Origin of the sequence: Marixanthomonas ophiurae (assembly GCF_003413745.1) — a bacterium.
Taxonomy (GTDB): Bacteria; Bacteroidota; Bacteroidia; order Flavobacteriales; family Flavobacteriaceae; genus Marixanthomonas; species Marixanthomonas ophiurae.
The window spans coordinates 774,898-788,683 of sequence record NZ_QVID01000001.1; the positions used below are offsets into that span (position 1 = coordinate 774,898).

A 13,786-nucleotide genomic window follows, 5' to 3' on the forward strand; every position below is an offset into this window, starting at 1 on the left:
TTCTTCGAGACCTTGTAGGATAGATCAATTGGTCCTTTACTACTATTTTGTTTTAAAGTTTTGTTCCAAGGTGGTTGAGTAATTTCAAAAAACCCTGTAGATTTTTTGAAATTGTATCGAAACCTTATTTTTTCTCCAATATATGCAAATACTCAACTGTCATACTGGCTTTATGGTTTCTATTTTCGGTTTTATCTGCTTTAAAACGTTGATATTCTTTTGTTTCCAGACTATATTCTCCGAAGCGTTTCATAATTGTTTCTACATCGTCTCGGCTCATTAATCCTTCGTTGTTATAACTTAAAAAGATGAATTTAAATTGTGCATTTTCAATCAATTCGGTGAACGATTGTAGCACTTCCCCTTTTTTACAATAATCACTTTTATAATACTCCCGTAGCCCCGTTTTTCCTTTAGGCACAAAGGTATCATATTTTGCAATAGTATTGAGTAGGTGGTAGTTTGCACCGTATTGCCGGGCGTTATACGGCGGATCTAAATATAAAATATCACCTTCAATTTCCTTAATCAATTCGTTGCTGTCTTTTTTAAATACTTGATGTGAACCTTCTGTTTTCTGAAACATTGCCGGTTTAATCACCATTGTTTTTGCGGCAGAAGTTTTTATTTTTTTCAAGAATGCACCGTAAACCGAAGCCGTATTCGCCACCTTATCGGCACTTTCCAGCAACGAAGCCAAAAGAAAGTAATATTGGTTTTCGTCTATTTCTGAAGCATTGCACCAAACTTCAATTTGCTGGCGAGCAGCATCTATTTTTTGTCCATTTTCTGAAGTAAAATACAACCGTCCAGCTTTTCCTCCTTCTGAATAATTATCGAAAATAAATCCTTTTTGACCTTTCAGGTTATTTAATTTGGTGATTGCTTCTTCAGAGCTTAATTCAGCATGGTTTTCTATATAATTCCTATTCAACACATAACTGTAAAACTCCACATCGTTGGCGATTACTTGTTTTACGTGATTTTTAAACGTTCTACCTACAATCCCAGTTCCCGCAAAAAGATCGCAAAATACTTTTTCGGACAAATTGTTTCCGCAGACAGAAGTGACAGCATCGAAAATAAAGGAGGATAATTTGTGTTTGGAGCCTATGTAATTCATTTTGTTACCCAAATAATTGCGCTTAACGCTTGTGAATTGTCTGCAAAAGTAAGGGAATGCAGCTTGTTAGGGTTAAAATTTGAAACATATTTTTCTACTTCAGATTTAAGTAGTGAGAGGTTAGCTTTCAGTTTCCAATGTTCTCCATGTTCATCAAAAACCAAAATAAATAATCTGTTTTTTAAGTGATGTCGCTGCTGCGTACTTTGGTTATCGTACAACCATGCAATCAATTCTTCTTCATTTTTTTTCGCATACGTCAAAGGCTTTTTAAACTGTTTGGGAAAAACAGTGGTTTTATGATCAAATGGAATATTGTGGATTGTAAAATCGACCAAACGATTTTTTGGGTTTTTAGATGGGTTTACTTCAGGCAAGCTTGTAAAAATATGTTCAACTGCTGTTGCACTCCAAAAGTTGTACCAGCGGTTTATGGTGTAATTAAAAAGATCGCGTTTATTCAACTTATGTTTTTCAAGTATTGTGGCCATTTGCGGCATTAAGGCTTCCCACGTTTTCGTGGTATAAATAAAGTTGGTGTAATTATCCCAAAGATTGTTTTGTTTACGGCCCCATACATATGGGTATTGCAAACGTTTTTGCAATTCGAATTCCAAAGTTTTTAGATTGATCGATTTCATATAAACAACAATACAATCGGTACTAGTACAACAAGCCAAAGCAATCCTTCTTTAAAACGAGCTTCCTGAACGTTTTCAATATAATTGGTTACAATAACAGATAACGGCGCGATGATGAAGAACAATTCAGCCCCTGTTTTTTGGGGACTAAAAAGTGCTATGACCATACAAATAGCCAAGGTTATAAGCAATAAAATAGCATTCGGCTTTTCTTTTTTTGACAGGGAAGCGATTTTTATTAGCCTAAACGGCAACGCCCAGATTAAAAACGTCGCCATAATAGCAGCCGGAAGTAATATCTTAATGTTGTTGTATGCAGAGAAATTTAAACTCACAGAAGGAATCCACTCAATTATCCATAAAAATGAATCGTCAACCATTAAATGAAACGATGTTGACAAAATAAATATAGTAATAAAGCCAATAAAGGGGATAATAAAAAGCTTGTGGTTAATTTCTGGTTTTTGTAGGATTGAAAAAAACAATGGTATAAAAAACAAAATACTCCAAAAATAGAACATGGTTGCAACGGTTATCCAAAGCGAGGCATCAAGAATTTTCCGCTCGGTATTTTTTTCCGAAGAAAGGCTTGCTAACCTTCTAAACGCCATTAACAGAAATACATTAGCAAGTAATATGTTTCGATCCAGAAAAATGACAGGTAGCGTTATCAAAAAACACGTAAACAATAATACAGTATAGGTGTTCTTGTAGGTAAGATCGTTTTTTCTAACAATAAAATCCAATAGAAAAATAGCAAATATAGCCCAGCCAATAAAAAACAAGCTAATAAGCAGTTGAGAAAAATCTAGTGGATTTTTAACTTGTACCAAAGCCCCGAAAACATAGCCCAAAAAAATGACCATTCCGAAGATTACGAAATTAATAGGCTTAGATTTTCCAAAAAAACTTGTAAGCATAGCGGGTATTATCTATTTTTGCGGTATAAATATACAGATATGGAATTGAAAGATTTGTTTTACGGTATTGCAGATTTATTTGAAAATGTACTTTTTATACCATACGATGCACTACGCAGCTTAGAATTGGATAGCTGGTGGTTGGCTAATGCAATGAGCTGGATATTTATTATTATTGGTTTTGTTGCCTTTTTCTATTGGATGAAGCAACTTAAAATATTTAATAATAATGACGAAGAAGATCGTTCATCTACTTCACATTCTTACTTAGGATAAAGGTTTAGCTTAAATCGAAACCAATATCGGTTCGAAAGTACATCCTGTCAAAAGATAGTTTTTCTATGTTTTGGTAGGATTTTTTTAGTGCCTTTTTGTAATCTTCGTCTAGTGAAGTAACTGCTAACACTCTTCCGCCATTAGTAAGTATTTTTCCATCTTTTATTGTCGTTCCTGCATGAAAGACTATAGCGTCTTGTATTGCATTAATTCCCTTTATTTCTTTTCCTTTTTCATACGCTTCAGGATATCCTCCAGAAACCGTCATTACTGTCGTAGCGGCACGATTGTCTATTTCTAAGTCTATCGTATTTAATTTTTGCTGAAAAGTTGCTTGTAATAATTTCCCTAAATCGGTTTTAATTCTTGGGAGTACCACTTCAGTTTCTGGATCGCCCATTCGCACGTTGTATTCTATCACATACGGTTCGTTATTAACCTTAATCAATCCAATGAAAACAAACCCCTTGTAATTAATTTTTTCTTTCTGAAGTCCTTCAACCGTAGGTTTTACAATTCGTTCTTCAATTTTTTGCATTAGAGATTCGTCAACAAAAGGAACAGGTGAGATAGCACCCATACCACCAGTGTTCAAGCCTTTGTCGCCTTCGCCAATACGTTTGTAATCTTTAGCGGTTGGCAATATTTTATAGTTTTTACCGTCGGTCAATACAAAAACGCTCAACTCGATTCCGTCTAGAAATTCTTCAATAACAACAGTACTACTCGCTTCGCCAAATTTTCCGCTCAACATATTCTCCAATTCGGTTTTTGCTTCTTCAATATCTTCCAATATCAACACCCCTTTTCCGGCTGCCAAACCATCTGCTTTTAATACATACGGTGGTTGTAGTGTTTCCAAAAACGCTTTTCCGGCTTGCAACGATTTTTTTGTAAAGCTTTCGTACGCTGCGGTCGGGATGTTGTGCATCGCCATAAACTCTTTTGCACGTTCTTTACTGCCTTCTAACAAAGCGCCTCGTTCTGAAGGACCTATAAGCATCACGTCTTTTAAGGTTTCAGAAGCAGAAAAATAATCTGCTATTCCTTGTACCAACGGGTCTTCTGGCCCCACGACAACCATCTCAATATTATGGTTTACAACCGCTTTTTCAATCGCTTTAAAATCAGTTACATTTAAATCTAGATTTTGTGCAATAGCTTCGGTTCCGGCATTTCCGGGCGCTACAAACAATGTATCGCAGAGTTCACTTTTTTTAAGTTGATAGGCAAATGTATGTTCGCGGCCACCAGAGCCCAATATTAAGATGTTCATGAGAAAGATTTTTTTCGACTTCAAAAATAATTGTTTGTAACTTGAAGCCCTAATTTTTTAGGTTGAATTTATTTGAAACTACATTACGGTTAAAGGGTTTTCCTATTCAGGAAGCAAAAAAGCGGTTAGCGGAAATACAAAAGATTCCGACAACCGATTATGAAACTTATGTCATGGATAGCCGACAAAAAGTGTTCGACTATCATTTGCGAGAGAATCCGTTCTATCAATCTTTTATTGGCAACAAGACCATTAAAAAATGGGAAGACGTTCCGGTTTTGACCAAAAGCGACTTACAAACCCCTTTAAAGCAGCGGCTTTCGAACGGTTTTTCAAATAAAAATAGTTATACCAGTAAAACTTCGGGGTCTAGCGGAACACCATTGTTTTTTGCAAAAGACAAATTTTGTCACGCCATGACTTGGGCGGTAATTATTAACCGTTTTGGATGGCATGGAGTTGATTTGGACGCTTCACTCCAAGCTCGTTTTTATGGTATTCCGTTAGATTTTAAAGGTTACCAAAAAGAACGATTAAAAGACAAGCTGAGCAATCGATACCGGTTCCCAATTTTTGATCTTTCGGAAGAAAAATTAGAGGAGTTTTTATCTGTTTTCAGAAGAAAAAAATTCGATTATATCAACGGACATACAAGCTCTATTGTTTTGTTTGCAAAATATCTTCAGAAAAAGAATTTGCTATTAAAATCTGTTTGTCCTACCTTAAAAAAGTGTATCGTTACTAGTGAAATGCTTTATGATACCGACAAAAAACTATTGGAAAAACAACTTGGTGTCCCAATTGTAAACGAATATGGGGCAAGTGAGCTTGATTTATTGGCTTTTACCAATGCTGAAGATGAATTTCAGGTAAACAATGAAACACTTTTTATTGAAATTTTAGATAAGAACAACCAAACTGTCAAGAGCGGAAATCCCGGTCGTATTGTTGTCACCTCATTATACAACAAAGCACATCCGTTTATACGGTATGATATTGGCGATATTGGAGTGCTAGACGAAACTTCTACCTTAAAAAAGCCTATTTTAAAAAAGTTAATAGGTCGATCTAACGATACCGCTGTTTTAAAGGGGGGAAAAACCGTACCTGGTCATACTTTTTATTATGTTACAAAAAGCATCGTAGAAGAAGACGGAAACGTAAAAGAGTTTGTTGTAGAGCAGACCGCTTTAGACGCGTTCACTATCGTGTACGTTTCCGAAGTAGTACTTTCTGCAAAAGACCTAAAAAAGATTGAAGTAGCGCTTTCTAAATACATTGGAGCCGACCTCAACATAAATTATGAACGCTTAGAAGTACTAGATAGAAATAACCGTGGAAAATTGAAGCAGTTTATTTCTAAAATAGATAGGAGAAATGAGCCGTGATATTCTATTAATTACTAATTACTTTCCGCCTGAAAAAGGAGCAGCTCCCAACCGCATGCATACCTTGGCTAGTAACTTGACCAAAGCTAACTATAATGTTCATGTGGTCTGCCCAATGCCCAATTATCCCAAAGGAGCCATATTTAATGGTTTTGAAGGTAGTGTTTATAAAAAAGATTCAGAAGCTGTGGGGACCATTCACCGATTGTGGTTGTGGCCCAGCAACTCGGAAAACAAATTTATACGCTTGCTTTCTATGATTTCGTTTTCGGTGAGCCTTTCGTTGTTTTTTTTGTTTAAAAGAAGTCCGAAAAAAATATTTATACAATACTCTCCTGTTTTTGTTGGGTTTACTGCTATTTTTTGGTCGTGGCTATTCGGTAAAAAACGGTTTTTAAATGTTTCAGATCTTTGGCCTTTGGCCGGACTGGAAATGGGTTTGTTGAAAAAAGGGCTGTATTATTCCGTTTTGGAATTGATGGAGCGGTTTTGTTATAAAAAGTCCCATTTAATTGTGGGTCAATCTGAAGAAATCCTTGCGCACGTAGATACCAAGTGCAACACGCCTCTTTTTTTATACCGAAATATTCCGGATTTCAACCCTCCTTCTATCACTGAAATCGCTGTTAAAAAACCCATTACGCTCGTGTATGCAGGTTTATTAGGTGTCGCACAAGGATTGGTTGAAATTTGTAAAAAAATAGAACTGCCCAAACATATTGAGCTCCATATTTATGGTGCCGGACCAGAGGAAAAACTAATTTCAAAAATCAACAAAGAGAACATTTTTTATCACGGCGAAGTAGAACGAACCGTACTGCATAAAACATTGCAGCAATATGATATAGCTTTTATACCGCTGACAAATAGAATTTATGGCTCGGTACCTTCAAAGTTGTTTGAATATACTCGCTTGGGACTTCCTGTAGCTTATTTTGCCGGTGGTGAAGGAGGAACGTTGGTAGAAACCCATAAACTAGGTTGGAACATACCAGTTTCAGATTTTAATGCTTTTCAGCATTTTATTTCTGAATTAACTATACTAGAATTAGAGCGGTTTAATAAAGAAAAGGTACAAGAAAAAGCAATTGATGCATTTAATTTTCAGAAACAGTTTGATAAGCTTACAAAAGCAGTAAGCGAACTTTAATATGCTTTCTTATCTCCTTTAATAGCGTTGTAGATAGTTTGAAACACAATTTTAATATCCAAAAATAGCGACCAGTTTTCTAGATAGAAAATATCGTACTTAACGCGGTTAATGATATCATTTTCGGTTTCCACTTCCCCGCGGTAACCACTTACCTGAGCTAAACCTGTGATGCCAGGTTTAATAAAATGGCGTACCATAAACTTATCAATCCTCCCAGCATACATATGCGTATGGCTTACCATGTGTGGTCTTGGCCCTGCAACGGACATATCGCCTTTTAGTACGTTTATAAACTGAGGTAGTTCGTCTATACTAGTTTTACGTATAATCCTACCAACATTGGTTACTCTTGCATCACCTTTACTTATTTGATGCAGGTTTGCCATTGGATTGGGCTTCATGGACCTAAACTTATAACAGAAAAATTCTTTGTAATCTAGCCCGTTTCTTTTTTGTTTGAAAAATACAGGACCTTTTGATTCTAGTTTTATAAGTATAGCTAATATAGGAGTTAACCAAGAAAGAACTCCAACTATTACAAGTAGCGACAAGATGATATCAAAACTCCTTTTTATAAATTGATTAAAAGGCTCGTCCATAGGTATTTTACGCAATGATAAAATGGGTAAGACTCCATAATAACTAAAATCTAGTTTTTTACTATAAATTTCTTTATTATCTGGTAAAAACTTCAGTGTTTTAAGATTATTATCTACATAATCAATTAACTGAATAAGATCTGTATTATTTACTTCGGCTACTGAGGAGTATATTTCATCTATATTATTATCGGTAATATATTGGATGCAATCTTCAATTGTCGTTTTTTGGGGTCCTTTTAAATTGAATGTCTTGTCGAGGTGATATCCATATTCTGGATTATCTGAAAAGAATTTACGCAACTGATCCGTTTTTTTGTTTAATCCAATAATTACAACTTTCCTTTTGTTCCCACCAGTTAATAGCCTATACCTTTTAAGTAAAAAATAAATAGTGAATTTTACAACCGTTATACACGCCATTACCAAAAGCACATAATTTACTACAGCAATAGCACTTTTATTTTCGGTGTTGAAAATACCGAAGTAAGCAAACACAATCAATAGGAAAATGATAAGCTGTTTGCCTATCAACGACATAATTTTCGAAACATGAGTGAAGCGATATATTTCGTAAAAGCTAGACTTTAACGAAAGGATAACCCACCCCATGGTTACAAACGCAATAAAGTTGATGATATCGTAAGTTTCAGAAAAGAAATAAAGCGCCCATAGATGAATGATTAACAGATCAATCACATAGGTTACTGGCCTTAAATAGCCCGAATATCTTCCACTTTTAAAAATCATCATTACTTTCTAATGTGTTCTGAAAAATCTTTATGTTCACTTTTCAATAATTCTTCTTTTGAAAACTCCTTAAAATATTCATAAGTTGTTTTCAACCCTTTTTTTCTAGATATTTTAGGTTCCCAACCCAATATGTCTTTTGCTTTTGTAATATCTGGTTGCCGTTGCATGGGGTCATCTTTTGGCAAGGATTTGAACACAATTTTCTGTTGAGTTCCGGTTAATTTTATAATTTCTTCGGCAAAATCTAAAATACTTATTTCATGCGGGTTACCAATATTAACTGGCAACGAATAATCACTCATTAATAATTTAAAAAGCCCTTCTACCTGATCATCCACATAACAAAAGGAACGGGTTTGCGAGCCATCGCCAAATACAGTTAAATCTTCACCCCGCAGCGCTTGCCCTAAAAATGCTGGAATAACACGACCATCGTTCAATCGCATTCTGGGACCGTAAGTATTAAAAATACGGGCAATTCTAGTTTCCAGACCATGAAACCGATGATAGGCCATGGTAATGGATTCCTGAAAACGTTTTGCTTCATCATAAACGCCCCTAGGGCCAATGGTATTTACATTTCCGTAGTATTCCTCATTTTGAGGGTGTACTAACGGATCTCCATAAACTTCGGAAGTGGAGGCTATTAAAATGCGGGCATTTTTTTCTTTAGCCAAACCAAGTAGGTTATGTGTACCGAGTGATCCCACTTTTAAGGTTTGAATTGGAATTTTTAAATAATCTATTGGACTAGCCGGGGACGCAAAATGTAAAATGTAATCTACCTTCCCCGGAACGTGTACAAACTTGGTAACATCGTGGTGGTAAAAATGGAAGTTTTTATTTTGAAAAAGATGTTCAATATTTTTTAAATCACCGGTAATAAGGTTGTCCATACCTATTACTTCAAATTCTTCTGCAATAAATCGATCGCATAGATGAGAGCCCAAAAAACCTGCGGCACCGGTAATTAATATCTTTTTTTTCATTTTTTAATTTCTTCCTATTGAAACGTACTTAAACCCTTCTTTCTTTACATCATCAACATTGTAAAGGTTTCTGCCGTCAAAAATTGTTGGGTTTTTCAACTCTTTTTTTATTCTACTGAAATCTGGCGTTCTGAAAATACTCCATTCGGTGCAAATTAATAATACTTCGGCTCCTTCTAAAGCTTGGTACATCGAATCTGCATAGTTTAGTTTATCTCCAAATTGCTTTTTAATGTTTGGTATTGCTTCAGGATCGAAAACAGTTAGTTTAGCGCCTTTTTTAAGCAGTCCATTCATCATATCGATAGCTGGTGCTTCGCGAACATCATCTGTTTCGGGTTTAAAAGCCAAGCCCCAAATAGCGATTTGCTTTCCTTGTAAATCTCCTTTAAAATAATCTTCAATTTTTGGAAGCAGGATTGTTTTTTGATTTTTGTTTACTTCAATGACCGAATTCAAGATTTTAAAGTCATAATTTTCATTCTTTCCGGCTTTCTGAAGTGCTTTCACATCTTTTGGGAAACAAGACCCGCCATAGCCTATACCTGGGAATAAAAAACGTTTGCCAATACGGGAGTCGGTACCCATTCCTGCGCGTACTTTATCAACATCTGCCCCTACTTTTTCACAGTAGTTAGCGATTTCGTTCATAAATGTAATCTTTGTTGCCAAAAAAGAATTCGCTGCGTATTTGGTCAATTCTGCAGATTTTTCGTCCATTACAATAATGGGATTCCCAGAACGCACAAATGGCGCATACAGTTTTTGCATTAATTGAGTTGCTTTTTCACTACTAGACCCAATAACAATTCGTTCTGGCTTTAAAAAATCGTCTACTGCAAAACCTTCTCTTAAAAATTCTGGATTTGAAACTACATCAAAGTCACAGCTAGCGTTTTCGGCAATTACCGCTTTTACTTTTTCGGCTGTACCAACAGGAACGGTGCTTTTATCGACAATTACTTTATAGGTTTTTATTTTCTTTCCTATTTCTGAAGAAACATTTAAAACATAGGAAAGATCGGCAGAGCCATCTTCATCTTCGGGTGTAGGCAATGCTAAAAATACAATCTCACCGTGTTCCAACCCTTCATCTAAAGAAGTTGTAAACTTAAGGCGGTTGGCTTCAATATTACGTTCAAAAAGGACATCAAGATGCGGTTCATAAATAGGGACGTTGCCATTACGCATCGTATTGACCTTTTCTTTGTCAATATCTACACAAACTACTTCATTTCCAGTTTCGGCGAGGCAAGTTCCTGTAACGAGACCTACATAACCGGTTCCTACAACTGTTATTTTCATAATTTAATGTCTTAATTTTAAGAGTGCAAAAATACAATTTGCTAGCATTTTAACCCTCATTTATGGTATTGTTTTGCGCAACCATTTTATTGGATACTAACACAATAAGTATAAACCCAATATAATATGCTCCTATTTGCCTGTGGAATACATTTTCCACCATACAATAGGCTACCAATGAAAGTAATAAGGCAATGGGAAAATATTTTTTTCTTTTTTTTATGAATAGAGCAGTTATAAGAATACTAAATAATAGAAACCCTATTAATCCTGTACTAACATAAAAATCTAAAAATTGATTATGAGTATTGTACCTTTTATTTGTAAAATCTTGCTTTTTTTCGGAGTCTATTATGTTTTCATAACAAGAAACTAACCGGTCTTTGGTATTGTAAAATCCTATTCCTGTTAAGTTAACCCCTTCCTTTTTGGCTGTTTTCCACCCACATTCCCAAGTTTCTGAGCGGAGCTCCCATGTCATCGTGTTAGTTACCAAACTGGTCAAGATAGATGGTTCTTTATCATCTTTGTGTGTAAATCCTACATAAAATAGGGTTCCTAAAATTGCTATAAAAAGCACTAGAATTGGTATCCGAACTCGCTTTTTTGTACCATACAATTGGCGCAATAAAAGCAAGAACACTAACAATAATAAGGCGATTTTTGTACCTATCAAAAACAAGAACAGTATATTGATAATCATATTGGCCAAATAGTAACGGTTTTTAGGGTGGAACTTAGGCCGCATTAAACTATATGATACTAAGATGCTTAAAACAGATAACATCCCTAAATACAATCTATCTACTAACAACGCTTCAATTATCATAGGTGAGTCACCAAAATGAAAGTCGTTTAACGTATTGGTTAATATTACAATATTTACAACCGAAAAAATAATAGCGGCCACTGAAGAAAAGATGATAGCTTTTTTGATTTTGTTAAAATCATTTACAGGGATGTAAAGTAAAACTAACCCGACTGCTATTAGTACTTTTTTTATAATACTGAAATCTTCACCCAGGGTTCCTGATAGTGCCGCATTGACCAATAAATAACCGAAAAAGAAAAGTAAAATAAGAATAAGGGATTGGTCAATTTTTTTGAAATCGTCTTTCTTTACTATAAAAGGAAATACAATAACCAAAATACCTAGCAAGATATTGGGCAATGCCCGTACATAATCTTCAAATGGAATAGTTACAAATAGCAATAGATATACGTATGGATAAATTGCAGAAAGTAGAATTTTCATATACCTAAGTTACTATTTATATTAAAAGACGAAAGATAAAAAACAAAAATATAATAACCCTGTTCTAGTTACAAAATCATAGGCTCTAAGATGTTCATCTGTTAGTTAGAGTTCTAATCCTTCCCAAAAATTTTCTCTCTAAATACCAACATAATAAACTTGGTATTCCCTACTAAATAACGCTTCCACATTCGTTTGGGTTCTTGTAAAAAACGATAAAACCATTCTAATCCAGAGTTTTGCATCCATTTAGGGGCTCGTTTTGTTTTTCCCGAAATGACATCGAAGCTACCACCTACACCCATTACAAAGTTGACTTTTTTTAATATCTCCCGATTATTATAAAGGAAGTTTTCCTTTACGGGAGAAGAAATGGCCACAAACAACATCTGCGCCCCGCTATTGGCAATTTGTTGGGCGATTTGTTCTTCTTCTCCAGGTTTAAAGTATCCGTTTCTATACCCTGCTACAAGGTTTTTACTGTATTGTTCTTTGTATATTTCGGCAACTTCTTTAACCACTTCTTCTTTGGCGCCAAATAAGAATATTTTATAGCCTTTTTCGTGTGCCATGGCAACTAGATTTGCCATTAGGTCTATTCCTGCAACGCGTTCCTTTAATGGCTTGCCCAAAAATCGAGAGGCCCAAACTACTGCTTGTCCATCGGCATTTATTAAATCGGAGCTGTTTACGCTTTCGCGAAGCTGCAAATCCTTTTGCATAGAAACCAGCTTACCCGCATTGACCACCACGTGGTGAACTTGTTTTTCCTCTTCAATGTTTTTCGCCACCAATTGCAAAGTTTCTTGCATGGTAAGGTTGTGAATTTGGGTGTTGAGTAGGTTTTGTTTTTTAACCATGTTACAATTTAAAATTTCTGTTTAGGGTTTTTATTTAATTATATTGTTTTGAGTTATAAAATGAGCCAACTTCTCCCCAATATCATTTAGTCCAGTCTGATTATAATGAACAACGTCTTTCATCCAATTGCGCTCTATAAAATATTGCGTTTCATCGTAACCAATAAAAGTGTATTCATCTTCCATAGCCACTTCTTTTTGAGCATCGCGAACTATCGCATTACCTTGATCACAAACTTTACATGAAGTATGCCTACCTGTAGTAATGATTATAAAAGGCAATGTTTCTCCATAACGCTCTCTGTAATTTAAAATAAGGTTTCTTAATGATTGTTTATACTCGTTTTTCAATAGCCTGCCTCTACCAATAGCAGCCCCATCTGCCTCCCCTTGCGACCATATAATTGCACTTAGTTTAGTTTTCGATTTGACTGTAGCGGCGTCTATTTTAATAAAACTGTTTTTTAATAACTTACCATCAATACTCCAATTACCTAAATTATCCTCTTCTGCTTTTTTGTTGAGCGAACTACCTCCTTTTGCGCATTGTACAACAACAATACTTTTATTATTTAAAATAGCATAATTATAGGCTAGGGAAGGTATAAAACTTCCTGTTTTAGCTGGTTCAAAACCTAAATGCTCTTCCCCAACAGGATCTTCTAATTCTAATAGGGCATTTCTAGAGGACAAATATTGAAAACAAATACTATTGTATTTTACAGATTTTGAAAATTCTCCTACCCCCATAGCATTGCTTTGCCCAAGAATTGCAAAAAGATTTTTATCTAGAATTTCGTTTTCATCTTTATTACAACTATAGACAAAGAAGATAATTAATAATCCTATTAAGAGCTTCACTTTCTATATTTAATAAGTTTTGCGGGGACTCCTCCCACTATTGAAAAAGGTTCTACATCTTTTGTTACAACTGCTCCAGCTCCAACAATTGAGCTTTCTCCAATAGTGATACCCGGCATAATTATTACATTTCTTCCAATCCAGACATTATCTCCAATTATGGGCGGTGAAGAGTCGGTATCACCTTGATTAACGATTGGAATTTCTATATTACTATGATTATGTGTCGTACTTAAAATAGCAGTATTAGGTGCTATTAAAACGTAATTTCCAATATGGGCTGCCTGTATAAAAACGTTTTCGTTTATTCGACAGGAATGGCCTATTTTAATATTTTTTGCATTAGAAAGATAAATATTATTTTCAAATTTACTAGCAACAGTGTAG

General features: G+C 35.1%; 13 protein-coding genes and 1 pseudogene. 3 read left to right on the forward strand and 11 right to left on the reverse strand.

Annotated elements, in window-relative coordinates:
- Nucleotides 1–124: 124 nt before the first annotated feature.
- Genes DZ858_RS03460 through DZ858_RS03470 form a run of 3 tightly spaced genes read right to left on the reverse strand, consistent with a single transcriptional unit; the run spans nt 125 to nt 2,684 of the window.
- On the reverse strand, nt 125–1,123 hold the full coding sequence (locus DZ858_RS03460) for a DNA adenine methylase (protein WP_117159500.1): 999 nt from the start codon (nt 1,121–1,123) through the stop codon (nt 125–127).
- A complete protein-coding gene (locus tag DZ858_RS03465; protein ID WP_239990711.1) occupies nt 1,120–1,740 on the reverse strand; it encodes a hypothetical protein in 621 nt (206 codons plus the stop codon). The genes DZ858_RS03460 and DZ858_RS03465 overlap by 4 nt, the downstream gene beginning before the upstream one ends.
- 20 nt (nt 1,741–1,760) lie before the next feature.
- Complete coding sequence (locus tag DZ858_RS03470; protein WP_117158148.1) at nt 1,761–2,684, reverse strand: DUF6427 family protein; 924 nt, start codon at nt 2,682–2,684, stop codon at nt 1,761–1,763.
- Nucleotides 2,685–2,729: 45 nt separating this feature from the next.
- On the opposite strand from DZ858_RS03470, the gene DZ858_RS03475 reads away from it, so the two are divergent.
- Nucleotides 2,730–2,960, forward strand: coding sequence for a DUF6341 family protein (locus tag DZ858_RS03475; RefSeq protein WP_117159501.1), 231 nt, complete (start codon nt 2,730–2,732; stop codon nt 2,958–2,960).
- Nucleotides 2,961–2,964: 4 nt separating this feature from the next.
- On the opposite strand, the gene purD is transcribed toward DZ858_RS03475, so the two are convergent.
- Nucleotides 2,965–4,236 (reverse strand): phosphoribosylamine--glycine ligase, encoded by a 1,272-nt coding sequence (gene purD / locus DZ858_RS03480; RefSeq protein WP_117158149.1) that lies wholly within the window; start codon nt 4,234–4,236, stop codon nt 2,965–2,967.
- 173 nt (nt 4,237–4,409) lie between these two features.
- Between purD and DZ858_RS03485 the strand changes: the two genes are divergently transcribed.
- Nucleotides 4,410–5,624 carry a phenylacetate--CoA ligase family protein gene (locus DZ858_RS03485; RefSeq protein WP_239990712.1) on the forward strand — a complete coding sequence of 405 codons (1,215 nt, stop codon included), beginning with the start codon at nt 4,410–4,412 and terminating at the stop codon, nt 5,622–5,624.
- Nucleotides 5,614–6,774, forward strand: coding sequence for a glycosyltransferase family 4 protein (locus tag DZ858_RS03490; RefSeq protein ID WP_117158151.1), 1,161 nt, complete (start codon nt 5,614–5,616; stop codon nt 6,772–6,774). The genes DZ858_RS03485 and DZ858_RS03490 overlap by 11 nt, the downstream gene beginning before the upstream one ends.
- Here DZ858_RS03490 and DZ858_RS03495 read toward each other — a convergent pair.
- The 7 genes and pseudogenes from DZ858_RS03495 to DZ858_RS15380 all read right to left on the reverse strand — a co-directional run.
- Nucleotides 6,771–8,126: an exopolysaccharide biosynthesis polyprenyl glycosylphosphotransferase gene (locus tag DZ858_RS03495; RefSeq protein ID WP_117158152.1), complete on the reverse strand. Its 1,356-nt coding sequence runs from the start codon at nt 8,124–8,126 to the stop codon at nt 6,771–6,773. The genes DZ858_RS03490 and DZ858_RS03495 overlap by 4 nt on opposite strands.
- A 2-nt stretch (nt 8,127–8,128) precedes the next feature.
- Nucleotides 8,129–9,118 (reverse strand): UDP-glucuronic acid decarboxylase family protein, encoded by a 990-nt coding sequence (locus DZ858_RS03500; protein ID WP_117158153.1) that lies wholly within the window; start codon nt 9,116–9,118, stop codon nt 8,129–8,131.
- Between the two features lie 3 nt (nt 9,119–9,121).
- A complete protein-coding gene (locus tag DZ858_RS03505; protein ID WP_117158154.1) occupies nt 9,122–10,423 on the reverse strand; it encodes a UDP-glucose dehydrogenase family protein in 1,302 nt (433 codons plus the stop codon).
- Between the two features lie 49 nt (nt 10,424–10,472).
- Entirely contained in the window at nt 10,473–11,678 is a 1,206-nt protein-coding gene (locus DZ858_RS03510; protein ID WP_117158155.1) for an O-antigen ligase family protein, read from the reverse strand.
- Between the two features lie 113 nt (nt 11,679–11,791).
- A complete protein-coding gene (locus tag DZ858_RS03515) occupies nt 11,792–12,538 on the reverse strand; it encodes a WecB/TagA/CpsF family glycosyltransferase (protein WP_117158156.1) in 747 nt (248 codons plus the stop codon).
- 30 nt (nt 12,539–12,568) lie between these two features.
- Nucleotides 12,569–13,399 (reverse strand): sialate O-acetylesterase, encoded by an 831-nt coding sequence (locus DZ858_RS03520; protein WP_117158157.1) that lies wholly within the window; start codon nt 13,397–13,399, stop codon nt 12,569–12,571.
- Between the two features lie 2 nt (nt 13,400–13,401).
- Nucleotides 13,402–13,584: pseudogene (locus tag DZ858_RS15380) on the reverse strand (DapH/DapD/GlmU-related protein); the annotation flags it as partial.
- Between the last annotated feature and the right edge of the window lie 202 nt (nt 13,585–13,786).